The 25,714-nt window shown below is 66.8% G+C and carries 21 protein-coding genes and 1 other RNA gene; 10 read left to right on the top strand and 12 right to left on the bottom strand.

All coding sequences use genetic code 11. The features are described 5' to 3' along the window. Positions 1–92: 92 nt before the first annotated feature. The 7 genes from CXR42_RS00550 to CXR42_RS00520 all read right to left on the bottom strand — a co-directional run bounded on the left by CXR42_RS00550 (position 93) and on the right by CXR42_RS00520 (position 8,587). Positions 93–1,226 carry a Gfo/Idh/MocA family protein gene (locus CXR42_RS00550; RefSeq protein ID WP_103255576.1) on the bottom strand — a complete coding sequence of 378 codons (1,134 nt, stop codon included), beginning with the start codon at positions 1,224–1,226 and terminating at the stop codon, positions 93–95. Positions 1,227–1,238: 12 nt separating this feature from the next. After that, the gene (locus CXR42_RS00545) at positions 1,239–1,988 is read right to left on the bottom strand and encodes a sugar phosphate isomerase/epimerase family protein (RefSeq protein WP_103255575.1); all 750 of its coding nucleotides are present in this window, start codon (positions 1,986–1,988) and stop codon (positions 1,239–1,241) included. A 15-nt stretch (positions 1,989–2,003) separates the two neighbouring features. After that, the gene (locus CXR42_RS00540) at positions 2,004–4,376 is read right to left on the bottom strand and encodes a beta-mannosidase (protein ID WP_103255574.1); all 2,373 of its coding nucleotides are present in this window, start codon (positions 4,374–4,376) and stop codon (positions 2,004–2,006) included. A gap of 3 nt (positions 4,377–4,379) precedes the next feature. Further along, positions 4,380–5,459: an ABC transporter ATP-binding protein gene (locus CXR42_RS00535; protein ID WP_103255573.1), complete on the bottom strand. Its 1,080-nt coding sequence runs from the start codon at positions 5,457–5,459 to the stop codon at positions 4,380–4,382. A 3-nt stretch (positions 5,460–5,462) separates the two neighbouring features. After that, the gene (locus CXR42_RS00530; protein ID WP_103255572.1) at positions 5,463–6,365 is read right to left on the bottom strand and encodes a carbohydrate ABC transporter permease; all 903 of its coding nucleotides are present in this window, start codon (positions 6,363–6,365) and stop codon (positions 5,463–5,465) included. Beyond that, on the bottom strand, positions 6,358–7,188 hold the full coding sequence (locus tag CXR42_RS00525; protein ID WP_219727930.1) for a carbohydrate ABC transporter permease: 831 nt from the start codon (positions 7,186–7,188) through the stop codon (positions 6,358–6,360). The genes CXR42_RS00530 and CXR42_RS00525 overlap by 8 nt, the downstream gene beginning before the upstream one ends. Positions 7,189–7,366: 178 nt before the next feature. Continuing rightward, on the bottom strand, positions 7,367–8,587 hold the full coding sequence (locus CXR42_RS00520) for an ABC transporter substrate-binding protein (RefSeq protein ID WP_103255570.1): 1,221 nt from the start codon (positions 8,585–8,587) through the stop codon (positions 7,367–7,369). 312 nt (positions 8,588–8,899) lie between these two features. Between CXR42_RS00520 and CXR42_RS00515 the strand changes: the two genes are divergently transcribed. From CXR42_RS00515 to CXR42_RS00505, 3 genes are all read left to right on the top strand, one after another. Continuing rightward, a complete protein-coding gene (locus CXR42_RS00515) occupies positions 8,900–9,946 on the top strand; it encodes a LacI family transcriptional regulator (RefSeq protein WP_103255569.1) in 1,047 nt (348 codons plus the stop codon). A gap of 24 nt (positions 9,947–9,970) precedes the next feature. Continuing rightward, positions 9,971–11,026 (top strand): sugar phosphate isomerase/epimerase family protein, encoded by a 1,056-nt coding sequence (locus tag CXR42_RS00510; protein ID WP_103255568.1) that lies wholly within the window; start codon positions 9,971–9,973, stop codon positions 11,024–11,026. A gap of 66 nt (positions 11,027–11,092) precedes the next feature. Beyond that, a complete protein-coding gene (locus CXR42_RS00505) occupies positions 11,093–12,253 on the top strand; it encodes a Gfo/Idh/MocA family protein (RefSeq protein WP_245875309.1) in 1,161 nt (386 codons plus the stop codon). Positions 12,254–12,373: 120 nt separating this feature from the next. Here CXR42_RS00505 and CXR42_RS00500 read toward each other — a convergent pair whose 3' ends face one another. The 5 genes from CXR42_RS00500 to CXR42_RS00480 all read right to left on the bottom strand — a co-directional run bounded on the left by CXR42_RS00500 (position 12,374) and on the right by CXR42_RS00480 (position 17,821). Then, on the bottom strand, positions 12,374–13,258 hold the full coding sequence (locus CXR42_RS00500) for an NUDIX domain-containing protein (protein WP_281256676.1): 885 nt from the start codon (positions 13,256–13,258) through the stop codon (positions 12,374–12,376). A gap of 1 nt (position 13,259) precedes the next feature. After that, entirely contained in the window at positions 13,260–13,712 is a 453-nt protein-coding gene (locus tag CXR42_RS00495) for a TrgA family protein (RefSeq protein ID WP_103255567.1), read from the bottom strand. A gap of 9 nt (positions 13,713–13,721) precedes the next feature. Beyond that, the gene (locus tag CXR42_RS00490) at positions 13,722–14,936 is read right to left on the bottom strand and encodes an SAM-dependent methyltransferase (RefSeq protein ID WP_103255566.1); all 1,215 of its coding nucleotides are present in this window, start codon (positions 14,934–14,936) and stop codon (positions 13,722–13,724) included. A 58-nt stretch (positions 14,937–14,994) separates the two neighbouring features. Beyond that, positions 14,995–16,407 carry a cryptochrome/photolyase family protein gene (locus CXR42_RS00485; RefSeq protein ID WP_103255565.1) on the bottom strand — a complete coding sequence of 471 codons (1,413 nt, stop codon included), beginning with the start codon at positions 16,405–16,407 and terminating at the stop codon, positions 14,995–14,997. Positions 16,408–16,594: 187 nt separating this feature from the next. Then, positions 16,595–17,821, bottom strand: coding sequence for an aminotransferase class V-fold PLP-dependent enzyme (locus tag CXR42_RS00480; protein WP_103255564.1), 1,227 nt, complete (start codon positions 17,819–17,821; stop codon positions 16,595–16,597). Positions 17,822–18,246: 425 nt separating this feature from the next. Between CXR42_RS00480 and CXR42_RS00475 the strand changes: the two genes are divergently transcribed. The 7 genes from CXR42_RS00475 to chrA all read left to right on the top strand — a co-directional run bounded on the left by CXR42_RS00475 (position 18,247) and on the right by chrA (position 25,696). Continuing rightward, complete coding sequence (locus CXR42_RS00475; RefSeq protein ID WP_103255563.1) at positions 18,247–19,293, top strand: ABC transporter substrate-binding protein; 1,047 nt, start codon at positions 18,247–18,249, stop codon at positions 19,291–19,293. A gap of 65 nt (positions 19,294–19,358) precedes the next feature. Beyond that, positions 19,359–20,729: a bifunctional enoyl-CoA hydratase/phosphate acetyltransferase gene (locus CXR42_RS00470; protein WP_103255562.1), complete on the top strand. Its 1,371-nt coding sequence runs from the start codon at positions 19,359–19,361 to the stop codon at positions 20,727–20,729. A gap of 37 nt (positions 20,730–20,766) precedes the next feature. Further along, the gene (locus CXR42_RS00465) at positions 20,767–22,314 is read left to right on the top strand and encodes a cation:proton antiporter domain-containing protein (protein ID WP_103255561.1); all 1,548 of its coding nucleotides are present in this window, start codon (positions 20,767–20,769) and stop codon (positions 22,312–22,314) included. Positions 22,315–22,410: 96 nt separating this feature from the next. After that, positions 22,411–22,766: a transfer-messenger RNA gene (gene ssrA / locus CXR42_RS00460) on the top strand. A 118-nt stretch (positions 22,767–22,884) separates the two neighbouring features. Next, positions 22,885–23,535, top strand: coding sequence for a DUF1194 domain-containing protein (locus CXR42_RS00455; RefSeq protein WP_103255560.1), 651 nt, complete (start codon positions 22,885–22,887; stop codon positions 23,533–23,535). Between the two features lie 110 nt (positions 23,536–23,645). After that, positions 23,646–24,443: a chromate resistance protein ChrB domain-containing protein gene (locus CXR42_RS00450; protein ID WP_103255559.1), complete on the top strand. Its 798-nt coding sequence runs from the start codon at positions 23,646–23,648 to the stop codon at positions 24,441–24,443. Beyond that, entirely contained in the window at positions 24,440–25,696 is a 1,257-nt protein-coding gene (gene chrA, locus CXR42_RS00445) for a chromate efflux transporter (RefSeq protein WP_103255558.1), read from the top strand. Before CXR42_RS00450 ends, chrA begins: the two co-directional genes overlap by 4 nt. The last annotated feature ends 18 nt before the right edge of the window (positions 25,697–25,714 follow it).

Below are 25,714 nucleotides of genomic sequence, written 5' to 3'. Positions count from 1 at the left end.
ATCAGACCTTTGTGGAAGCGCGGGCGGAGAGACCCCTCAATCCCTCCGCCCGCTGGGCCGCGCCCGACAGGGAGGCGCCGGGCGCGGCTGTTCTAGACCAGAAGCGCCCGCGCCTCGGCCGGCGACAGGGCCGCGGGGCGCGAGCAGGTGGTGGTCATGGTGACGAAGTCCCCCGTCTCGCCCGATTTCAGGCAGGCGGTCATCACCTCGACCCCGTGCAGGGTGCGCTCCAGGCTGCAGCGCGCGTCCCGGCCCGACATCAGCGCCGCGACCATGTCGGCCAGCCCCGCCGTGCGATAGTTCGCCAATGCGCCGTGCTTGGGATGCTCCTGGTTCGGGATGCCGAACGGATGATCCCACGGCTCCAGCACGGTCAGGCTGCCGTCCTTGCCACCGACCTCGACCGTGCCGCCAAAGAAGTTCGGGTCGGGGACATAAAGCGTGCCCTCGGTGCCATAAAGCTCGAAATGGTTGCGCTTGTGGTGCCAGACGTCCCACGAAGTCGTCAGGTTCACCACTGTGCCCGAGTGGAACTCCAGCAGCGCATGAATGTTCGTCGGAGTCCTAACCGGGATCTCCTGGCCGGCCCGCGCGCCCGAGCCGATGGTCCGCGTCGCCGTCTGCGACGAGGTGATCGCCCCGACCCGCTTCACCGGGCCAAAGAAGTTGATCAGGTTGGCGATATAGTAAGGCCCAAGGTCCAGCATCGGCCCCGCGCCGGGCAAGAAGAAGAAATCGGGGCTGGGATGCCAGCCTTCCGGCCCGTGGTTCTGCACGCAGGCCACCGCGCTGGTGATCTGGCCCACGCGTCCCTCATCCAGCGCGGCTCGCGCCTGCTGATGCGCGCCGCCCAGAAAGGTGTCGGGCGCGCAGCCCACCGCCAGGCCCTTGGACTTGGCCAGGTCGCGCAGGGTGACGCCTTCCTCCAGCGTCAGGACCAGCGGCTTTTCCGAATAGGCGTGCTTGCCCGCCTCCAGAATCCGCTTCGTCACGCCATAATGCGCGTCGGGAATGGTGAGGTTGATCACCACATCCACGTCCTTGTTGGCCAGCAGGTCCTCGACCGACTGCGCCTTGACCCCGAACTCGGCCGCGCGGGCCTGCGCGGTGTCCATGTTCATGTCGGCGACCGCGCGCACCTCAAGCCCCTTGAACAGGGGCGCCAGGCGCAGATACGCGCTGGAGATATTGCCGCAGCCGATGATACCCAAACCCAGATTTGCCATTTTCACTGATCCTCAGAATGTCTTGGCCGACGCGATGGAGCGTTCTGCGAACCGCTCGTGATCCTTCGGGTTGTCGTGTTCCATGACGAAGTGCCTGACCCCGATCGCCCGCAGCGCCGCCATGATCGTGGGCCAGTCGATCGTGCCATGGCCCACGTCGGCCCAGCCGTCCTCGTCCGTGCATTCGCCGGCCGGGGCGATGTCCTTCACATGGGCGGCGGTAATCCGGTCCTTGTATTTCTCGATCCAGGCCAGTGGGTCGGCCCCGCCCCGGATGACCCAGGCCACGTCCATCTCCCATTCCAGGCCCGGCCCGCCTTCGAAGATGCGGTCCTGCGGGATCGAGCCGTCGGCCAGCGCCTTGAACTCGAAGTCGTGGTTGTGCCAGCCAAAGCCGTAGCCCGCTGCCTTGTAGGGCGCGCCGACACGCTGCAACCTTTCGCCAAAGGCGCGCCAGCCTGCGGCATCGGTCGGCCGGTCCTGCGGCATGATGTGGGGGCAGTACAGCCGCTCCATCTTCAGCGCGCGGGCGATGCCCAGAACCTTGTCCACCTCGCCCTCCAGCATCGCCAGGCTGAAATGCCCCGTCGGCATGGTCAGCCCGGTCGCCGCCAGCCCGGCCTGCGTCGCCGCGACCGCCGCATCATCGGCATAAAGCGCGCCATAGCCTTCCACGGCGGTATATCCGGCCTTGGCCAGCATCTCGAAGGTCGCGGCCATCGGCGGGAAGTTCCGCGAGGAGTAGAGTTGGTATGAGAACATGAGGGGTGCCTTTCGTCAGCCGCCGTAAGTGGCGGAGTGGAGATCGCGGAGGGTGAATGTCGGCCGCGCCGAGGGGTCCTCGGGCGTGAAGGTGATCGTGGTGGGGTGGCCGGGGAACAGTGTCACGGCATTGGTCGAGAGGCGGCCAGGAACTTCAGACTCCACTGCAACAAACGGGGCGAGGGCCTTGACCTGCAGCGTCAATTTCCACTCCGCACCCTCCTGCCGGATATCCGCCGCCAGGCCCGAGGGGAGAAGGTCATACGCCTTCCACGGCTTCGGCGCATGGACGTCACCGCCCTCGGCATCGCCCGCCCAGGTGAAGGCCAGAACCTCGTCCGGCCCCAGGGCGTCCGGGGCAAGGTGCAGGACCTGCACCGCCGCATCGGGGGAAACCGTGACCGTGGCCACAGCCAGGTCCCGCGTGGTCCCGTTCATCGCGGCTGCCCGCGCGGTCACGGTGATCGTCACCGCCTCTGGCCGGTCATTCGCCGCCCGCAACACGATGCCACCCGCCTGCGGTACCGCCGTCACCAGGACCGGCGCATAGAACCGCGCGGCCATATGATGCAGCAGCTTCCAGTTCCCGCCGTGGTCCAGGCTGGCCCAGGAACAGACCGGCCAGGTGTCGTTCAGTTGCCAGTAGAGCGTCCCCTGGCAATGCGGCTTCAAGCTGCGCCAATGCGTGACCGCCGTCTTGATCGCCAGCCCTTGCTGGATCTGGCTGACATATACGAAGTTCGGGAAATCCACCGGGAAGCGGAAGTAGCGGAACATCGTCTCGGCGATCCGCGCGTTCCCGCCGGGGTTCTTCTGGTGGCTTTCCATCACCGGGGCGGCGATGTTCCAGTCCTTCTTGTCGGCAAACCGCGCGATGGCGGTCAGCGAGGGATAGGACTGGAACCCGAATTCCGAACAGAACCGAGGGCTTACGTCGCGATAATGATCAAAGTCCTTCCCCTCATGCCACACGCTCCAGAAATGCATGTCGCCGCTGGAGTCGTCATGCCAGGCATCCCCGAACGCCAGCGGTCCCGGGCTGGGCGAGGACGGCCACCAGTTCGCGCCCGGCAATGTGTCCAAAAGCGCGGCCTCGACCGTGCGGTTCAGCCGGTCGTAGTTCACAAGGTAGCGATCCCGGTCCTTGCGGCTTTCGGGGAACCAGGTCAGCGCCCCGATCAACTCGTTGTCCCCGCACCAGAGGGCGATGCAGGCGTGGTGGCTGATCCGGGCCACCACATCGCGCACCTCGGCATCCACCTCGGCCAGGAATTCGGGCGTGGAGGGATAGAGGTGGCAGGCGAACATGAAGTCCTGCCAGACCATCAACCCCATCTCGTCGCACAGATCGTAGAACCAGTCCGGCTCGTACCGGCCACCGCCCCAGATGCGCAGCATGTTCATGTTGGCATCGACGGCGGACTGCAACAGCGCACGCACGCCCTCGACCGTGATCCGCCCGAAGAGAGCATCGGCCGGGATCCAGTTCGCGCCCTTGGCAAAGACCGCGCGGCCGTTGACCTGCACGCCGAAGGACCGCCCCGCCGCGTCGGGTTCGGACACCAGCTTCATGTCCCGCAGCCCCAGGCGTTTGACCACCCGCGCCCCGCCGCCCGTCAGCACCAGGTCGTGCAGCACCTGCGCACCCTGACCCGCCGGCCACCACAACACGGGGTCGCGGATGACCAGGGACAGCAGCGCCACGCCATCCACCACCGGGGCAGTTTGGCTTACGCCACAAAGGCTTGCCGTCACGTCCTCAGACGTCGCATGAACCCTTAGTTGCACCTCCACCTGACTGGCGGAATGCACCTGATCGACCAGCACATCCCCGATCCGTGGGCCCACGGCCTCCAATCGGATCGCACCCGACACCCCGAAGATCCCCAGCGCAATGTTCCAGTCCCAGCCGAAATCGCACTGCTGTTTCCGCAGCATGTTGGCATGGGCAATCGGCCCGTTGACCTGCTGATACGGGATAGGAAACGGCATCCGCGCCGCCCGCGCCACGGCCTCGCGCACGGGGGAACGGAAGAGGATCTCCACCGCGTTCTCTCCCGCCCGCAGCGCCGCCGACACGTCCACCCGCCAGCGCCGATGCACGTTGGCGGCGGACAGGACCAGAGCTCCGTTCAGCCGTACCTCGGCCACGGTGTCCAGCCCTTCGACCACCAGTTCGGCGGCCGAGCCGTCATGCGTGAAACTGCGCCGCGCCACCCAATCGCGTTCGGACACCCAGCGCACGTCATATTCGTTCCGGCCCCAATACGGGTCCGGGATCACCCCGGCACGGGCCAGCGCCGAGACCCCGTCCCCCGGCAGATCGAAAGGCACGACATGGGCGCCGCTTTCATCCGAAAGCGTCCAGCCGCCCGCCAGATCCAGCATCCCTCAGATCCTTTGTTCCGTCTTTACGTCAAACAGAGAGGCCTTGGGGATATCCAGGCCCAGATGCACCTTGGTCCCCGGCGGCAACCGCCCCTCGACCGGCACCCGAACACTCATGTTCGCGCCTTCGGCTTTCAGCCACAGCAGGCTGTCGGCGCCCAGGTGTTCGTCGATCTCGACCTCGGCCGGGATCGAGGGGCCCGGGACGGGCGTCGTGGACACGGTGATATGCTCGGGCCGCACGCCCAGGATCGCATCGTCCCGCTCCAGCACCGCACCGCCGTCATAACCCGCAAGGTCGATTCTGGTGGCGCCGAACTGGAAGGCGCGCCCCCCCTCGATCGTGCGGCCCTTGAGGAAGTTCATCGACGGGCTGCCGATGAAGCCGGCGACGAACAGGTTCGACGGACGGTTGTAGATCTCCAGCGGTTCGGCCAGTTGCTGGATCACCCCGCCCTTCATCACCGCGATGCGGTCGGCCAGCGTCAGCGCCTCGATCTGGTCATGGGTCACATAGACCATCGTGTTGCCAAGCTGGTTGTGCAGGCGCTTGATCTCGACCCGCAATTCGCTGCGCAGCTTGGCGTCCAGGTTCGACAGGGGCTCGTCGAACAGGAACACGTCCACATCCCGCACCAGCGCCCGGCCGATGGCGACGCGCTGGCGCTGGCCGCCCGACAGGGCCGCCGGCTTGCGGTCCAGCAAAGGCTCGATCTGCAGGATCGACGCCGCACGCGCGATGCGCTTGTCGATCTCGGGCTGCGGGACCTTGGCGTTCTTCAGCCCGAAGGACAGGTTCCCCCGCACGGTCATCTGCGGATACAAGGCATAGGACTGGAACACCATCCCGATCCCCCGCTCGGACGGTTCGGACCAGGTGACGTTGTTCCCCTTGATCCAGATCTGCCCGTCGGTGATGTCCAGCAGGCCCGCAAGACAGTTCAGCAGCGTGGACTTCCCGCAGCCGGACGGCCCCAGCAGGACGACAAACTCCCCCTCTGCCACATCAAGGTTCATGTTCTTCAGAACCGAAACCGAGCCGAAGTTCAGCGTCAGGTCCTTGACTTCAATCGAATTACCCATGGATCAGCCTTTCACGGCACCGGCGGCGATACCGCGCACGAAGAGTTTGCCAGAGACGAAGTAGACGATCAGCGGCACCAGCCCGGTCAGCACCGTGGCGGCCATGTTGACGTTGTACTCCTTCACCCCCTGGACCGAGTTGACGATGTTGTTCAGCTGCACGGTCATCGGATAGAGGTCCGGCTTGGTGTAGACGACGCCAAACAGGAAGTCGTTCCAGATGCCCGTCACCTGCAGGATGAGGGCGACCACGAAGATCGGCAGGCTCATCGGCAGCATGATGCGGAAGTAGATGCCCCAGAACCCCGCCCCGTCGACGCGGGCGGCCTTGAACAACTCTTCCGGGATCGAACTGAAGTAGTTGCGGAACAGAAGCGTCAGGATCGGCATCCCGAAAATGGTATGCACGATCACCAGGCCCCAAAGCGTGCCGTACAGCCCCGCTTCGCGCAGCAGGATCACGATGGGATACAGCATGATCTGATAGGGTATGAAGGACCCGAAGATCAGGATCGTGAAGAACACGTCCGATCCCTTGAACTTCCAGTTGATCAACGCATAGCCGTTCACCGAGGCGATGGCGATCGACAGGATCACCGAGGGCACCGTGATGATCACGCTGTTCCAGAAGCCGCGGCTCAGCCCGTCACAGTTCAGGCCGGTGCAGGCCTCGGACCAGGCCTTGACCCAGGGCTGGAACGTGATCTCGACCGGCGGCGAGAAGATATTGCCCAGCCGCACTTCGGGCATCCCCTTCAGGCTGGTCATCACCATCACCCACAGGGGCAGAAGGTAATAGACGCAGACCATGATCAGGATGCCGTACAGCATGATGTTGCGGGGGCTGAGCGCCCTCTTGGGCTTTGCCCCCCGGGGGCCGCTCATGGCCATGCCGACGTCAGCCATGTTTCTTGCCTCCGAATTCCAGATAGGCCCAGGGGATCAGCACGATCAGGACGCTAAGCAGCATCATCGTGGACGCGGCGAAGCCCTGGCCAAGGTTCTGCGCCTGGAACATGTAATCATAGACATACATCGCCGGGACCTGGCTGGCGTTGCCGCCGGGACCGCCCGAGGTCATCGCGACGACGAGGTCGTAAAGCCGGATGATGCCGGATGCGACGATCACCAGAGTGGTGATGAAAACCGCGCGCATCATCGGGATGATGACCACGACATAGGTCTTCCAGGTCGGAATGCCGTCAACGCGGGCGGCTTTCCAGATATCCTCGTCGATCCCGCGCAGCCCGGCCAGCATCAGGCACATGACAAAGCCGGTGCCTTGCCACAGCCCCGCGATCAAGAGGCCGAACAGCACCGTGTCCGGGTTGTTCAACGGATCGAAGGTGAAACTGGTCCAGCCCATGTCGCGCACGACACCCTGGATGCCGAACTGCGGGTTCAGGATCCACTGCCACACGAGGCCCGTCACGATGAAGGACAGGGCGAAGGGATACAGCATGATCGTGCGGAATGTGTCCTCGAACCGGATCTTCTGGTCCATCAGCACCGCCAGGACAAAGCCCATGACCACGGTAAAGACCAGCGACATGACGCCGTAGAACATCAGGTTCTGGATCGAGACGATCCAGCGGCTGGTCTCCCACAACCGCTCATACTGGTCGAGGCCGACGAAATTCGTCCGCGGCAGCAGTTTGGAGTTGGTGAAGGAATAGACGACGGTCCAGATCGTGCCGCCCAGAAAGATCACCAGGGCCGTCGCGACCATCGGGATTGCCGCGATCTTCGCACTGATGTTGCGCGTCAAGCGCCGTCGCGGCCGCGCCGCGGAAGTGGTGCGGACTGGCTCCGCTTCGGTGGTTGCTGACATCGGCCCCTGCCTCCCTGTGTCTTAGCGGTGCGAAAGGGGCCGCCCGATCCGGACGGCCCCCCACGTCAAGACAGTCTCAGAGACCCGACTTCAGGTTTTCCACCCATTTGGCATGGGCATCGGCCGCCGGCATGTCGGACTTCCAGAATTCGACCATCAGGTCTTCGTTCTGCTTCTGGACGTCCGGCGACCAGACCATGTCGCCCGAGGGGACGATATTGCCACCGGCCAGGATCTCCAGGCCCTTCTTCATGCAGTCGTTGGCGGCCGAAAGGTCGATGTCGCCCCGGATCGGCAAGGAGCCCTTCTTCAGGTTGAACGCCACTTGCACTTCCGGGCTGACCAGCTGGGCGGCCAGACGCTTCTGGGCTTCTTCCTTTTCCGGGTCATCCAGCTTGGGGAAGTAGAAGGCGTCGCCCCCGGTCGAGATGTACTCGTTCAGGCCCAGACCCGGCAGGCAGGTATAGTCGGTGCCGGCCACTTCGCCCGCGACCTGGAATTCGCCTTGCGCCCAGTCCCCCATGATCTGGCCGCCGGCCTGATCGGTGATGACAAGGTTTGTCGCCTGGTTCCAGTCCTGCACGGCCGAGCCTTTGGCCAGTTCGCGCGCCGCGGCGGCGGCTTCAAAAACCTTGGCGTATTCCGGCCCGGCCGCAACATCCATGTTCTTGTCGACGTTCACGGCCTTCCAGGCATCCAGACCCGCCACGGCGATCTGCATCGCGCCGAACGCGAGGTTCGACTGCCAGGGCTGGTCGCCCAGCGCCAGCGGCAGCTTGCCCGCTTCGCGCACTTTCGGTGCCGAGGCGACAAACTCGTCCCAGTTGGTCGGGACCGGCAGGTCCAGATCCTCATAGACCTTGTTCGACAGCCACAGCCATTCCGGCGAGTGGATGTTGACCGGGGCGCAGTAGATGCGGCCGTCCACGGTGCAGGCGTCCAGAAGCGACGGTGGGAAGACGACTTCCTTCCAGTTGTTCGCTTCGGCCACGTCGGTCAGATCCAGCATCAGGCCGGCCTCGACCAGTTCCAGCGCCTGCTGGCCGTGGTTGAACTGGGTCGCCCCCATCGGGTCGCCGCCCGTGATGCGGGAAATCATGATCGGGCGGGCCGTGCCGCCACCGCCGGCGATGGCGCCGTCGATCCATTTGTCGCCCGAGGCGTCGAACGCCTTGGCCAGTTCGGCCACGGCGGCAGCTTCGCCACCGCTGGTCCACCAGTGCGTGACCTCAAGCTCGGTCGCCATGGCGGGCATCGCCACGGTCGCCAGAAGCGCCGTCAATTTCGTCAGTTTCATCCGTTCCTCCCGGTTTCTAAAACGTTATAGAAATAGCCTATAACGTTATAGTTTTGCCGATCAACTAATCTTTTCGCTTGTCTGCCCCCTCGCGCCAAGTTTTGATCACGGGATGATTCCGCGTAATTCCGCGCGGAAATCCGGGCCGGAACCGACCGATGCCGCAGCGCCGAAACACCCAGCAACTGCTTGTCCGCAAGGCGTTTGCCACAACCGGCGCGTGCTTGTCTGCTGCGGTTGCACGGTCGCGCCCGACGTCCGAATCGACCCTGACGATTCGCCTGGCCGGTGTCCCGGCGGGAAAGGTGCACCATGCCCCGGCCCCCTGAACCCGCGACGATCCTGACCGCTGATTCGGAGCATGAGCGCCCCACGCTCAAGACCATCGCCGCCGCGACCGGCCTTGCCATCGCCACCGTCAGCCGCGCCCTGAAGGACGCCCCCGACATCGGCGAAGAGACCAAGCGCCGCGTGCGCGAGACCGCCGCCCTGCTTGGCTACCGCCCCAACCGCGCCGGGGTCCGCCTGCGCACGGGCAAGACCAACGTCATCGCTCTGGTCCTCTCGACCGAGACGGACGTGATGAACCACACCTCGCGCCTGATCTATTCCATCGCCAACGCGCTGCGGGGCACCGCCTATCACCTTGTCGTCACGCCCTTCTTCCCCGACCAGGACCCGATGGAGCCGATCCGCTACATCGTCGAAACCGAAAGCGCCGACGGGATCATCCTGAACCAGACCAAGCCCGACGATCCGCGCATCCGCTATATGCACGACCGCGGCTTCCCCTTTGCCGCGCATGGCCGCACGATGATGGGCCTCGATCACCCCTATTTCGACTTCGACAACGAAGCCTTCGGTCGCCTTGGCGCCCGTGTGATGGCCGAACGCGGGCGCAAGCGGCTGTATCTGCTGCCGCCCCCGCGGTCGCATATGTACGCCCGCCACATGACCTTTGGCTTCTCGGACGAGGCGGCGCTGCGCGGCCTGCCCTTCGAGGTGGCCGAGACCGTGACCTCCGACAGCGGCGGCGAGGCGGTGGAGGCCGCAATTGCCGCCCGCTTCGCCCTGCCCAACCCGCCGGACGGCCTGCTGGTCGGATCGACCACCTCGGCCATGGCCGCCATTGCCGGGGCGGAACGCTCGGGCCGGGTGCTGGGGCGCGACTTCGACGTGGTGGCGAAAGAGGCAATCGCCGTGCTGCGCCGGTTCCGCAAGGACATCCTGATTATCCGCGAAGACGTAGGCCGCGCCGGAGAGTTCCTGGCCCGCGCCCTGCTGGCCGCGATCGAAAAACGCGACTGGGCCGACCGCCAGGGGCTTGAGGTTCCGGTCAAGGTGGAAACCGGCCCGTAAGGGCCATAAGGGGTGGGAATAGACATGAAAACGATCAAGGGCCCGGCCCTCTTCCTGGCGCAATTCGCCGGCGACGCGGCCCCGTTCAACTCCTGGGGCGCGATCACCCGCTGGGCGGCCGACTGCGGCTATGTCGGCGTGCAGGTCCCAAGCTGGGACGCGCGGCTGTTCGACCTGGAAAAGGCATCCAGTTCAAAGGCCTATTGCGACGAGTTCAAGGGAATTGCGAAGGACGCCGGGGTCGAGGTGACCGAGCTTTCCACCCACCTGCAAGGCCAGCTTGTCGCCGTCCACCCCGCCTATGACACCCAGTTCGACGGTTTTGCGGCCCCCGCCGTGCGCGGCAATCCAAAGGCCCGCGCCCAATGGGCGGTGGACCAGGTGAAGAAGGCGCTGACCGCCTCGAAGAACCTCGGCCTCACCGCCCACGCCACCTTCTCCGGCGCGCTGGCATGGCCCTACCTCTACCCCTGGCCACAGCGCCCTGCCGGGTTGGTCGAGGAAGCCTTCGACGAACTCGCCCGCCGCTGGACCCCGCTCCTCAACCATGCCGAGGACTGCGGCGTCGATGTCTGTTACGAGATCCACCCCGGCGAGGACCTGCACGACGGCGTCACCTTCGAGATGTTCCTGGACCGCGTGAAGGGACACAAACGCGCCAACATGCTGTACGACCCCTCGCACTATGTCCTGCAACACCTTGATTACCTTGAGCATATCGACATCTACCACGACCGGATCAAGATGTTTCACGTCAAGGACGCCGAGCTGAACCCCACCGGCCGCCAGGGCGTCTATGGCGGCTTCCAAAGCTGGGTGAACCGCGCAGGCCGCTTCCGCTCCCCCGGCGACGGGCAGGTCGATTTCGGCGGCATCTTCTCGAAACTGACCCAGCACGATTTCGACGGCTGGGCCGTGGTCGAATGGGAATGTTGCCTGAAACACCCCGAGGACGGTGCACGGGAAGGGGCCGCCTTCGTTGATGCCCACATCATCCGCGTGACCGAGAAAGCCTTCGACGACTTCGCCGATGCCGGCACCGACCGCGCCGCCAACCGGCGGATGCTGGGTCTTGATTGACACCCCGGGGCGCTGCCCCGGACCCCGGGATATTTTCGGACAGAAAATGACAGACAGAGGTTAGACATGCCCATCGACGCCGCCCACACCGCCCGCCCCGAACGTCTCCGCCTTGGCATGGTCGGCGGCGGACGCGACGCCTTCATCGGCGCGGTCCACCGCATCGCCGCGCGGATTGACGACCAGTATGAACTGGTTGCCGGTGCTTTCTCCTCCAATCCCGAGAAGGCCCTCGCCTCCGCGCAAGACCTCGGTGTGCCCCGCGCCTATACCAGCTTCGCCGAGATGGCCGCCAAGGAAGCCCGCCGCAAGGACGGCATCGACGCCGTCGCCATCGTGACCCCGAACCACATGCACGCCCCCGTCGCGATGCAGTTCCTCAAGCGCGGCATCCATGTGATCTGCGACAAGCCCCTGACCGCGACCCTGGCCGAGGCGAAGAAGCTGGCCAAGGCCGCCGAAGCCAGCGGCGTGGTCTTTGCGCTGACCCACAACTACACCGGTTATCCGATGATCCGGCAGATGAAGGCGATGATCGCCAATGGCGACCTCGGCGACCTTCGTCTGGTGAACGTCGAATACGTCCAGGACTGGCTGACCGAACCCGTGGACAACAAGCAGGCCGACTGGCGCACCGACCCGGCCCGCTCGGGCGCAGGCGGCTCCACCGGCGACATCGGGACGCACGCCTTCAACCTGGCGAACTTCGTCACCGGGCTGACACTCGACACGCTCGCGGCCGACCTTACCGCCTTCGTCCCCGGCCGCCGCGTCGATGACAACGGCCATGTCCTGATGCGCTACCAGGGCGGCGCGCGGGGCATGCTCTGGTGCAGCCAGGTCGCACCGGGCAACGAGAACGGCCTGCGCTTGCGCGTCTACGGCACCAAGGGCGGCCTTGAATGGGCGCAGGAGGATCCGAACTACCTCTGGTTCACGCCCTTCGGCGAGCCAAAGCGCAAGATCACCCGGGGCGGTGCCGGTTCGGGACCCGAGGCCGGACGCCTGACCCGCATCCCCCCCGGCCACCCCGAGGGCTACCTCGAAGGCTTCGCCAATATCTACACCGAAGCCGCCCGCGCCATCCGCGCCGCCAAGACTGGCACCCCGGTCCCCGACGGCACCACCTTCCCCGGCCTGAAAGAGGGCCTGGAGGGCGTGGCCTTCGTCAACGCCTGCGTCCGGTCGTCGGCCCGCAACGGCGCCTGGGTGGGTCTGAACCTTTAAGGTCTTTCTCTTCCCCAAATATCCCACGGGGGTCCGGGGGTGTGAAACCCCCGGGGGTCGTGCAGAAGGGGTGACTCCGCAGCAGAGTGCAGGCGTAGGGTGGGCGATCCGCCCACCCCCCTACCCACGTAAGCGCGGCCGTTCGCGCTGCAACCACAGCACCGTCAGCAACAGCGGCGCGTTCCCGATCTCCCCGGCCGCCACGACGTCAAGCAGCCGGTCAAAGGACACAAGGTGCCCCTTGATATCCTCGGCCTCCTCCGCCGCGCCAAAGACACCTGCCACGCCATCCGGCAGGTCGCAGAACGCAACGTAGGAATAGAGATATTCCGTCACCGCCCCCGGCGTCGGATAGTATTCCGCCACCTTCTCCAGCGCGCCCAGCACCAGCCCGGCCTCTTCGACCGCCTCGCGCCGGGCGGCGTCTTCCGGGGTTTCGCCGGGGTCGATCCGCCCGGCAATCGCCTCCAGTTGCCAGGGATGCGCGTCGCCGCGCCCGAAGGGACCCATGCGGAACTGCTCGATCAGCAGCACCCGGTCGCGTATCGGATCATAGGGCAGCACCGTGACGGCGTCGCCGGCCACAAAGACCTCGCGGTGCAATCGGGGGCTGCGGCCACCGTCAAAGCGCGGATGGGACAGCTCCAGCGCCTCCAGCGCGAAGAACCCCGCATGCGGATGCTGCCGCGCCAGAACGTCGACCGCCCCCCCGCCGGCGCGCAACAGCGGAGCCGTTGACCCAGCCGCCCGGACCCGGCTGGCCGCCGCGACCCGCAAAGAGCCCAGCCTGCGTCGCAGCACCGCAGCGGGCACGGCCGGATAGGCCTCCATCACCAGCTGCGCCAGCGCCTCCGCCTCGGGTCCGGCCGACGCAGGCACCCAGGCCCCGGGATTGCCCGGCACCTCCTGCCCTGTCACCTGCGCGTAATGGGCCAGTCGCGCCGCATGGTCAGACCCGGGCGGTCCCAGGACAATGTCCCGCAGCGCGCCGCTTGCGTCCTGCACCTCAGCGCCAGCGCCGGCTGGCGTTCTCGGCCAGGATGCCACCAACAACGCCACCGATCAGCATTACGACCAGCACGCCAAGGGACGACAGCGGCGGTGCCCGCTCCATCATCCGGGCGAAGATGTCCACCACGGCCTCAAGCGGGCCCTCGTAGCGCATCTTGGTCGAAAGCTGGACCATCTCGTAGACCCCGACGGTCAGCAGCGCCATGAAGACCAGCACCACAACGGTCTTCAACCCTGCGGCGGCCGATTCGACATAGCCCTTGCCGACCGACGGCCCCATCACCTTCCACCCGCAGATCGCGCCGATCACGGCGGTCATCTCGCGCACCCGGCCCACGGCCTCGGAGGTTGGCATGTTCTCGACATAGGTATTCGCTATCAGCCAGCCCACCACCGCGAACGCGGCAGCGGACATGGCCTTGGCACCGGTTGGCATCTGGGTTGCCATGGCAGGACCTCAGTTCGGACGCGTCACCGTGATCTGCGTCACGTCGCAGTTTCCACCCTGAAACGCCCCCGCGCAAGAGGCGAGGTAGAAATCCCACATCCGCTTGAACCGGTCGTCAAAGCCTTGCCGCTTCACCTCGGCCCAGCGGTCGGTAAAGGTCTCGTGCCAGCGGCGCAGCGTCAGGCTGTAGCTTTCGCCAAACTCGATCGAGCCCTTGACCCTCAGGCCGGCCTTCTCGACCTCGGCCCGCAGGACGGATGGCGCGGGCAGCATCCCGCCCGGGAAGATGTATTTCTGGATGAAGTCCACCCCGCGCTTGTAGACATGCCAGCGGGCGTCGGCGACCGTGATGATCTGCAAGGTCGCGTTGCGGCCCGGCTTCAGCCGCTGATGCAGCGCGTCGAAATAGACCGGCCAATAGCGTTCGCCCACCGCCTCGAACATCTCGATCGACGCGATCCCGTCGTAACTCCCGCGCTCGTCGCGATAGTCCTGCAGCTTGATCTCGACCCGGTCGGACAGGCCCGCCTTGGCGATCCGCGCCACCGCATAGTCATGCTGCGCCTGGCTGATCGTCAGGCCGGTGACGCGCAGGCCCCGCTCTTTCGCGGCATATTCGGCGAAGCCCCCCCAGCCGCAGCCGATCTCCAGCACATGCTCACCGGGCTGGGCGCCCATCTGGTCGACCATGCTGGCATATTTCCGGCGCTGCGCCGTCTCCAGGCTTTCCTGCGGGTTCTCGAAGATGGCCGAGGAATAGGTCATCGTCTCGTCCAGCCACAGCCGGTAAAAGTCGTTCCCCAGGTCATAGTGATAGGCGATGTTCTTCTTCGCCTGACGGCGAGAGTTCGACTGCAACCAGAACCGCAGCCGTTCATAGGCGCGCACCAGGCCAAGCCCGGGATAGCCGTCGCCCACCACATTGTTCGCGGGGCGCTGGATCAGGTCCAGAAAGGCCTGCAGGTCCGGCGTGTCCCACCAGCCCTCCAGATAGGCGTCGCAAAAGCCCAGGTCGCCCTCGCGGATCAGGCGCGCAAACAGGTCGGGGTTCAGCACCCGGATCTCGGCCGCGATGCCGGGGGCCTTGCCCTCGATGCGGAACCGCCGGCCGTCGGGCAGGACAAAATCCAGCCGCCCCTCGCCCAGGCGCGTCGCCGCCTCGAAGGCAGCCGAGAAATAGCGCGGCAGGCCGGTCTGGCCCCGCACCGCAGTCAACACGTCCATGAGCCCACCCCCAGGGTTCTTGTCGCAGGGACCAGTTTCATCAAGCCTCCCGCTCACATCAAGCATTTCGTGCCGCATATGCCGCCAGGGCACGTGCCCGGCCCTCGGCCAGGTCCACCACCGGCTTCGGATAGGACTGGCCCGGCCGCAACCCCCAACCGCGCGGCACCGCGTCGAAGAAACCCAAAGCCTCCGCCCCCGGTTCCCGGGCCAGCTCGGCGATGAACCGGCGCTGATAGGCACCCTTGCCATCGAACTTCTCGGCCTGCCCCGCCGGGTTGAACACCCGGAAATAGGGCGCCGCATCGGGGCCCGAGCCGGCGACCCACTGCCAGCCCATCGCATTCGCGGCCGGGTCCCAGTCGGTCAGACACTCGGCAAACCAGTCCAGCCCCACTTTCCAATGCGTCAGGAGATGCTTCGTCAGGTAACTCCCCGCGATCATCCGCGCCCGGTTGTGCATGGTCCCCGTGACATACATCTCGCGCATCGACGCATCGACGAAAGGCTCGCCCGTCATGCCGCGACGCCAGCGCTCCGCCTCGGGACTGTCGCCGCGCCAGGGAAAGCGGTCCCAGTCCGGCTTCCAGTTCGCGCTCACGATCTGGGGCGAGTGGTGCATGAGGTGATAGCTGAACTCGCGCCAGGCCAGTTCCCGCAGAAAGCTTTCCGCCCCCGCCTGCCCCTCGTCGCGCGCACGAAGGCCCGCGTGCCAGACCTCGCGGATACCGATCTCGCCATAGGTCAGGTTCTCGGACAGCCGCGACGTGCCTTGGACACCGGGGATATCCCGCATCTCGGCATAACGCCCGACCGGCCCGGCCAGGAACGCCGCCAGCTTCGCCCGCGCCCCAGCCTCGCCGACCGTCTGATACCGCGAGACGACCTCCGCACCCCGGTTCATCGCAGCCCCCAGCCGCCAGTCCTCCAGCTGCTCCGACCGGGGCCAGACCCCAACCCCGCGCAGCCCCGTCGGCGCCGCAGACGGAGCAACCACCCCCATCCCCCGCGTCGCCTTCCAATACGGCGTGAAGACCCGGTAGAACCCGCCCTGCCCGGTCTGCACCTCCCAGGGCTCATGCAGAAGATGCCCGGCAAAACTGCGCGCCTCGACGCCCTCAGCCCGCAGCGCCGCCTTCACGCCGGTATCCCGCGCCACACTGGCCGGATCATACAGCCGCGACCACCAGACCCCGCCCGCGCCCACCTCGGCGATCAGCGCGCGCAAGACCTCCAGCGCCGGCCCCCGGCGCAGGACCAGCCGGACGCCCAGCCCCTCCAGCGCCGTGGCAAAGGCCCCGACCGACAGGCCCAGCCGCCACTTCGGCGCGGCGCCCAGCGCCTCGGTTTCGGGGTCCAGGATGAATACCGGAATCACCGGCCGCCCCGAGGCCACCGCAGCCGCCAGCATCGGCTGGTCCCCCAGCCGCAAATCGCGGCGGAACCACAAGATTAACGGTGTTTCGGTCATTCCCCGGCCTTATCCCACCCCACAGATACGCCGGGCGATCCGACCCGGATCACCTAAGCCCTTTCATATTGGCTCAAATATCCTCTGGGGGTTTGGGGGGCGAAGCGCCCCCAACGCCGTCCCTTGCGCCTCTTCGCGCAAGGGACAAACGCAAGGGCTTGCGCGCAAGCGCTCCGCCAGACGGCGGTTACAGCACCCGGTCCAGGGCCGCGATCAGCCGGCTGACCTCTTCGGCGCTGGTGTAATGCACCGCACTCATCCGCAGCACGCCCTTGTCCCGGTCGATCCCCAGCGCCTCCAGCGGCCGAACAGCATAGAAATCCCCCGCCCAGCAGGCGATCCCGTTGCGGCCCAGCTCCTCGGACACGGGTTCTGCCACCCGGTCCAGTTCCACCGCCACCGTCGGCGCCCTCCGCTCCGCATCGCGGGGCCCCAGCAGCCGCACATCGTTCCGCTGGCCCAGATAGTCCAGCAAGGGCTGGATCACCGCCACCTCCTGCGCCCGCATCAGGTCATGCACCCCCCGGTTCCGCGCCGCCGGATCGCCGCCGATCCCGTGCCGCTCGGCCAGGGCATCGATGTAATCCGCCATCCCGGCGCAGGCCGCGATCTGCGCATGGTCCGGTCCGGCCGGCGTGTGCCGCTTGTACAGCGTGCCATGGTTGAAGAAATGCGCCTGCCCCGGCAGTTCGAACCCGAAAGCCTCGCGCAGCACCATGATCCCCTGATGCGGCCCGAAGGTCTTGTAGGCCGAGAACAGGTACACGTCGCACCCCAGAGCTGCCACATCGGGGAACCCGTGCGGCGCGTAACTCACCCCGTCCACCACCGTCCGCGCGCCCGCGGCCTTGGCCATCGCGCAGATCGCCGCCACGTCGTTGATCTCGGCAATGACGTTGGAACAATGCGGAAAGCAGACCAGCTTCACCTTGCCATCCGCCAGAAGCGAATCCAGCGTCTCAAGGTCCAGCGACCCTGTCGCCCGGTCCAGCTTCCACTCGCGGACCTCGATCCCCTCCTCCGCCAGCCGCCGCCACACGCCCGAGTTCGCCTCGTGGTCCTGGTTCGTCACCACCACCGCGCCGCCGGTTCCGGCCAGCCATTTCCGCACGGCCTGCGCCAGGACATAGGTGTTGGCGCTGGTCGATGGCCCGAAGGACACCTCTTCACGCGCGACCCCCATCATCGCCGCCAGCCTCTCCCTTGCCTCGTCCATCTCGGCGCCCCCCGCCTGCGCCCCCGGATAGGGGCCATAGGGCTGCACCTTCCGGTCGCGATAGAACCGGGTCAACCGGTCCACGACCTGCACGCACGGATAGCTGCCGCCGGCGTTTTCAAAGAAGGCATGGCTGGACAGCACCGGCGACGAAAACGCCGGAAACTGCGAGCGAACGAAATCCAGATCAAGTGTCACCGCGCGACTCCTCCTGCGGGCCGCGGCACCGGATACCGCCGCGCGAGGCGGGCAAATCCCGGTCCGCGGCAGGTCTTCCAGCCAGACCCCGGGCTGTCTCGCCCCAGGCCAGACCCGGCCGCCGCATCGGGCGCCCGGTATCAGCGCAAGAAGTAGCGTCCCCGGCCCGGACCCGCAAGCCTGTGGTGCGCCGGTGCAACCCGCGACCGCCACGCAATCGGGCAGCGCCGGTCAGCTTCCCCGACCTTTGCGCCCGATTCTTCGGCAAAGGCCGCAAAAACCTGCAAATTCCCCTTGTCCTTTTCCCCCGCGCATACAACCTTCACTCTTGGAAGCGGGGTCAGGGGGCCCGCGCCTTCACGTAAAAACTAAGGATCGTCCGGTGCCCGTTTCCCGCCGCCGGACTGCCACGCAGAGGAGCATACATGAGCCGCAAGACCCTAGTCCTTCTCAGCGCCGTTTCGGCGTTGTCCATGTCCGTCGCCGCCCATGCCGCCGATCCCGAGCTCACCGTGCTCGATTGGGCCGGCTGGGAAATCGACGGGATGCTGCAGCCCTATGTCGACAAGAACGGCCAGAAACCGACCTTCGTTTTCTTCGGCGACGATGACGAGGCGTTCCAGAAGGTCTCCTCGGGCTTCAAGGCCGACGTGGTCCACCCCTGCGCCGCCTCGGTGCCGCGCTACAAAGAGGCCGGCGTGGTCGAACCCTGGGACACCTCGAAGATCCCGGAATTCGCCAATATCCCGGAACGGATGACCAAGCCCTTCACCAATGATGATGGCGTGTTCTTCATCCCGACCGACTATGCCTATACCGCCGTCGCCTACAACGCCGAGACGGTTCCGGCCGAAGACGTGGCCTCGCTTTCGGTGTTCACGAACGAGAAATACGCCGGCCGCATCTCGATGCCGGACAACACCGACGACGTCTGGTCGCTGGCCTTCCTCGCCACCGGCGTCACCTCCTGGGACAACATCACGGACGAGCAGTTCACCGCCGCCGCCGACTGGCTGCGCAAGGTGCATCCGAACGTCCGCGCCTATTGGGCCGACCCCTCGGAACTGGCGCAGTTGATGGCCTCGGGCGAGGTGCAGGTTGCCTGGTCCTGGAACGACCCGGTCGCGATCCTGCAGTCGGAAAACTTCCCCGTCGGCTTCAACCGCACGCCCACCGAAGGTGCAGCAACCTGGTACTGCGGCTATGTGAACGTCAAGGACGGCCCCGGGAACGAGGACAAGGCCTACGACTTCATCAACTCGATGCTGGCCCATACCTCGGCCCAGCCGCTGCTGGACGCGATCGGCTATGCCTCGGCCAACGACGCTGCCATGGCCACCATCTCGGCCGATGCGCTGAAAGCCGCCTTCGTCGATCCGATCGACACCACGCTTTTCGTGCAAAGCCCGCCTTCGGCCGACCTGCGCGACCGGATGATCGAGGAATTCGAGATGATCAAGTCGGGCTTCTGATCCCGGCCTGAACTCTTCCAGGCGCCCGGACCCGCTCCGGGCGCCTGCCTTTTCAGGGGACCAAGATGCGCCTGGTGAACCGCACCTTCGACGAGCTGCAACCCGGCGACAGCGCCGAACTACGCCGCCTGATCACCGCCGACGACCTTTTCGTCTTTGCCGCCGCCTCGGGGAACTACAACCCGATGCACCTGACCGACACCGACCTTGACGCCGACGGCCAGACCGAACGCGTGGCCCCCGGCATGTTCGTCGCCTCCCTCATCTCGGCCGTCCTGGGCACCCAACTGCCCGGCCCCGGCACCACCTACCGCCGCCAGGTCCTGGATTTCCACGACCGCGCCCTGGCTGGGCAAGAGGTGCTGATCCGCGCCTCCGTCCTGTCCAAATCCGCCGGGCTCGTCCACCTGCGGACCGAGGTGCGCCGCCTCTCCGACGACGCCCCCCTGGTCACGGGTGAGGCTGAAGTCCTTGCCCCCACATCGAAGTTTTCGGCCGAGGATGTCGAACTCCCCGGCCTCATCGTCCAGCGCCACCGCCATTTCGAGGCGATCCTCGCCCGCGCCCGCCCGCTGCCCGCCATCACCACCGCCGTGGTCTGCCCCGACGACGCCAATTCGCTGGGCGGCGCGCTGATGGCGATGCGCGAAAGCATCATCATCCCGATCCTTGTCGGCCACGCCGCCGCAATCCATGCCGCCGCAGCCGAAATCGGCGCGGATCTCTCGGGGATCGAGATCATCGACATCCAGGGCGACCAGCCCGCCGCCGCCCGCGCTTGTGCGCTGGTGCATGAAGGCCGGGCGCAGGCGGTGATGAAGGGGCACCTCCACACCGACGACCTGCTGAAACCGATGGTCGAACGCGACACCGGCCTGCGCATCGGTCGCCGCTTCACCCATGTTTTCGTGATGGACGTGCCCGGCCAGCCCGAGCCGATCTTCGTCACCGATGCCGCAATCAACATCGCTCCCGACCTGCCCACCAAACAGGACATCGTCCAGAACGCCATCGACCTTGCGCTGTCGCTGGGCATGGACCCGCGCGTCGGCGTCCTGTCGGCGGTGGAAACCGTGAATCCCGCGATCCAGTCCTCGATCGACGCGGCGCTTCTGTCCAAGATGGCCGACCGCGGCCAGATCACCGGCGGCCAGGTCGAAGGCCCGCTGGCGATGGACAACGCCATCGACATGGCCGCCGCCCGGACCAAGGGCCTGAAAGGCAACGTCGCCGGCCGCGCCAATATCCTGGTCGTGCCGGGAATCGACGCGGGCAACATGCTGGCCAAGCAGCTTGCCTTCGTCAGCCATGCCGAGGGCGCGGGCCTCGTCCTTGGCGCCAAGGTGCCGGTGATCCTGAACAGCCGCTCGGACAGCCCGATGTCGCGGCTTGCGTCCTGCGCGGTCGCCGCGATTCACAGCCTGAACCGGCGCTGATCTTGCGGCCCCCCGGCCCGGCCCCTAGTCTGCCGCGATGATCGAAACCATCTGCCTCAGCCTCGCCCTGGTGTGCGGCCTTTCCCTGCGCCAGATCGGCCTGCCACCGATGATCGGCTACCTTGTCGCGGGCTTCGCCCTTACGGCGCTTGGCCCCCGGATCGGCCTGCCCGAGGAAACGCGCCCGGTCCTGGAACATCTGTCGCATCTTGGCGTCATGCTTCTTCTCTTCGCGGTGGGGCTCAAGCTGAAACTTGGCCAGATCGTGCAGCCGCAGGTGCTGGGCGGCGGGTTGACCCATGCCGCGCTGACCACGGCCCTTCTTTCCCCGGTCATCACCTTCAGCCTTGGCCTGGACTGGTCGACCGCCATCCTTCTGGCCATCGCGCTGTCCTTCTCCTCTACCGTCTTTGCCGCCAAGACGCTGGAAACCAAGCGCGACCTTGGCACCTTCTACGGCCGCACCGCCATCGGCATCCTGATCGTGCAGGATCTCATCGCCCTGGCCGTCCTGCTGGTCTGGGGCGGCGAGGTTCCCAGCCCCTGGGCCGTCCTCCTCCTGACCCTGCCGCTCTTGCGCCCTGTGCTGCATTGGCTGCTGGACCTTGCCGGCCATGACGAGCTTCTGGTCCTGGCTGGCCTTGTCGTGGCATTGGTCCTTGGCGGCGCCGCGTTCGAAGGGCTGGGTCTTTCGTCCGAGCTTGGGGCGCTGGCGATGGGCGTCCTCCTCTCCACCCACCGCAAGGCAGGAGAGCTGTCCGATGCGCTCTGGTCGATGCGCGAGCTGTTCCTGGTCGCCTTCTTCCTGCAGATCGGCCTGTCCGGCCTGCCCGGCTGGCATGACCTGATCGTCGCGGCCGGGCTGGTGGTGCTGCTGCCGCTCAAGGCCGGGCTCTTCTTCCTTCTCTTCGTCCGCTTTGGCCTGTCGGCCCGTACCGCCTTCCTCTCCGCGCTCAGCCTGGCGACCTACAGCGAGTTTGCCCTGATCGTCGCCGCCCGGCTTCTGCCCGAATGGCTGGTGCCGCTGGCACTGGCGGTCAGTCTGTCCTTCCTGATCGCCGCGCCCCTTGACCGGCTGGCGCAGCGCCTGTTCGAACGCTTCGAAGCGCGGCTTTGCCGGTTCGAGCCCGCCCGCCTGCACCGCGACGACCAGCCCGCCGCGCTTGGCGGGGCGACGGTTCTGGTCCTTGGCATGGGCCGCACCGGCACCGCCGCCTATGACCAGCTGGCCGAAACCTGCCCGACGATTGCCGGCCTGGATGCCGACAGCTACCGCGCCGCCGCGCACCGGGCCGAGGGGCGCAATGTCCTGATGGCAGATGTCGAGGATGCGGGCTTCTGGCGCGCGCTCGACCTTGGCCCGCTGACCGCCGTCCTGCTGGCGATGGACGGGATCGAGGCCAAGGTCTATGCCGCCCGCGCCCTGCGCGCCAAGGGCTTTGCCGGCCCCATCGTGGGCCACGCGCTTTTTCAGGACGAACTCCCCCGCCTGCGCGAAGCCGGGGCGACGCATACCTACCTGACCATGGCCCAGGCCGGGGTGGCGCTGGCCGACCAGACCACCCGCGCGCTGGCCGAAGCCTGACCAGGCCCCCCGGCCCAACCCTTGCCAAACCCTTAACACGGGCCGCCAAGTCCCTGATCCGCAAGGCTTCGCCCGCTTTGTCCAGCGTGGACACCTGCCCTTGCGCCCCCCGTCCCCCGCCCCTATATTGGCCCTGTCGGGGGCAACCCCGACTATGGCGATAAACGCACCTGTAATAATCGGCTCGGACCCGGGGGCGGTACCCGGCGGCTCCACCAGACTTTCCCGTTCGTTGCGGGCGTGTGGGGCCGAAATAGGATCGACGAACGACCAAAGAGGCCAGCTTTCGCTCGGTGAGGTACCACCGTTATCGGTCCATGATCACAGTTGCCAACGACAACCGTGCTCCGGTGGCGCTGGCCGCGTAAGCGGCTCGCAAGACCAAAACTAAGCCCTTGCGGTTAGCACCGTAAGGCGGGGCCCGCCGGAGCCTGGCAACAGAATCCGGCACCTTCCCCGCATCACCGCTCCTCGTGCGACTTCGTCTTCTCGTCGCAAGGCCCGGCGAGGAGTGACGAAGTCATCGACGAGCGGCTTGCCAGATCGCACCGGCCAGGCCCATCCTTCCCCATGCTCCGCGCCGCCCTTTTCGCCTGCCTCCTCGCGCCGCCTGCCCTCGCCTGCGAGACGGCGCTGCTTCTGTCCATCGACGTCTCCGGCTCCATCAGTCCCGGCGATTACCGGCTGCAGACCGACGGGCTGGCCGCCGCCCTGTCCGACCCCGCCGTGACCGAGGCCCTGGTCCGGGATCAGGTCGCCCTCGCCGTGGTCCAGTGGTCCGGTCTGGGCGAACAGGCGCTGGTCCTGTCCTGGCAAAGGATGCTTTCCCCCTCCGACGTCGCCCGCTTCGCCGCCCGCGCGGGCGCCTTGCCCCGCGCCTTCTCTGGGTCGGACACCGCCCTCGGCCAGTCGATCCGCTTTGCCACCGCCCAGTTCGCCGCCGTCCCCGACTGCCGCCGCAAGGTCCTCGACCTCTCCGGCGACGGGCAAGAGAACGCGGGCTTCACCGACGCCGCCGCCCGCCGCGAGGCCATCGCGGCCGGCCTGACCATCAACGCCATCGCGATCGAAGCGCCGGGCGCCGGCCTGCCGATCACCACCTATTTCCGCAACTGGATCATCACCCCCGGCGGCTTTGTCGTCACCGCCCGCGGGCTGCAGGACTATGCCGAAACCCTGCGGCTGAAGCTTCTGCGCGAGCTTGCAGACTCCATCGGCTGACCCTTGACCCGCGCATCCCAAACCCCTACCCCTGCGCCATGGGGTCCGCGTCCACCCCGTGAGGCTCAGGCCCAAGCGTCGCATCCCTGACCCTTGCCACGGATGCACCCATGCCCCAGTTCGGCCAGATCACCCCCTCCCAGACCTTTCGCCTGCTTGGCACCCCTGACGCACCCCACCTCATCGATGTCCGCACAGACGAGGATGTGGCTGCCCTCCCCCGCCTGATTCCCACCGCCCGACGCATCCCGCATGGCGACATCGCGGGTCTGACCGATCCGCCCGGCCGGGCCGTCGTGGTCTGCACCAAGGGCCGCAAGCTTTCCGAAGGCGCTGCGGCCTGGTTGCGCACCGCAGGCTGGCAGGCCGAGGTGCTGGAGGGCGGCACCCTGGCCTGGGCGGCGGCGGGCCTGCCGATGATCCCGCTTTCCGTCCTTCCCCCGCCAGGAACGCCCTGGGTCACCCGCCACCGGCCGAAGATCGACCGCATCGCCTGCCCGTGGCTGATCCGCCGCTTCATCGACCCGGCCGCCCGTGTCCTGTTCGTCGCCCCCGCCGAGGTGCAGGCCGTCGCCGATCGCTTCGGCGCGATCCCCTTCGACATCGAGGGTGTTGCCTTCAGCCACCGCGGCGAAAACTGCAGCTTCGACGCGCTGCTGGACGACTTCCAGCTTCACACCGAGGCGCTGGACCGCATGGCCACCGTCATCCGCGCCGCCGACACCGACCGGCACGACCTGGCCCCGCAGGCCGCCGGACTGCTTGCCCTGTCTGTCGGCCTGTCACGGATGTATCGCGACGACCTGCTACAGCTTGAGGCCGGGATCGCGCTTTACGACGCGCTGTACCGCTGGGCCCGCGACGGGCATGAAGAAGGCCACGACTGGCCGCAAGGACGCCGCGAATGACTGTCTCCCTGTCCGACCTGACCCGCACCTTCGCCCGGATCGGGCTTTTGTCCTTTGGCGGCCCGGCCGCGCAGATCGCGCTGATGCACCGGGTGATCCTGGACGAAAAAGGCTGGGTCAAGGAAGCCGACTATCTGCGCGCGCTGTCCTTCTGCATGCTGCTGCCGGGGCCCGAGGCGATGCAGCTTGCCACCTGGATCGGCTGGCGGCTGCATGGGGTGAAAGGCGGCCTGATCGCCGGGGGCCTCTTCGTCCTGCCCGGCGCGCTGGTGGTCCTGGCTCTCAGCCTGGTCTATGCGGCCTTTGGCGGTGTTCCGGTGGTGGCGGCGCTTTTCACCGGCATCCAGGCCGCCGTGATCGCCATCGTGATCGAGGCGCTGATCCGCGTCTCGCGCCGGGCGCTGAAATCGCGCGAGGCCTACCTGATCGCCGCCGCCGCCTTTGTCGCGCTGTTCTTCCTCAAGCTGCCGTTTCCGGTCATCATCCTGGCGGCCGGGATCTGGGGCTTCCTGCGCACCCCCGCCAGCCCGCGCGACCCCGGCGCGCCCCCCCCGCCCGCAGCCCTGGCCCGCGCCTTACGCGCGGCCGCCATCTGGCTGGCGATCTGGCTGCTGCCCCTGGCCGCGCTGGTGGCCTTCGCCCCCACCCGCCTGGCCGAGATTGGCATCTTCTTCTCGAAACTCGCGGTGCTGACCTTTGGCGGCGCCTATGCGGTCCTGGCCTGGATGGCGCAAGAGGTGGTCGAGGTAAAGGGCTGGCTGACCCTGCCGCAGATGATCGACGGGCTGGGCCTGGCCGAGACGACACCGGGGCCGCTGATCCTGGTCAACCAGTTCGTCGGCTACATGGCCGCGCATCAGGCGGGCGGCTGGACCCTGGGCCTGGCCGGCGCGGCGGTTGCGCTGTGGATGACCTTCATCCCCTCGTTCCTGTTCATCTTTTCCGGCGCCCCTTTCATCGACCGGCTAACCCACATGCCCCGCCTCTCGGGCGCGCTGGCGGCAATCACCGCCGCCGTGGTCGGCGTGATCGCCAACCTGTCCCTATGGTTCGCGCTGCATGTCCTGTTCGGCAATGTGCCTGAAACCACGCTTGGCCCGCTGCACCTGACCTGGCCGGACCCCACCAGCCTGCGGCCCCTGCCCACGCTGATCGCGATCTTGGCGGCCCTGGCGCTGCTCTGGCGACACTGGTCGCTGGGCCTTGTGCTTGGTCTTTCGGCAGCCGGCTCCGCCCTTGCGACGCTTCTGTGAAGGGACAGCGACAATCCG

Source organism: Tabrizicola aquatica, assembly GCF_002900975.1.
Taxonomy (GTDB): Bacteria; Pseudomonadota; Alphaproteobacteria; order Rhodobacterales; family Rhodobacteraceae; genus Tabrizicola; species Tabrizicola aquatica.
Note: the sequence above shows the minus strand (reverse complement) of the source record. Positions and strands in the feature narration are given on the sequence as shown.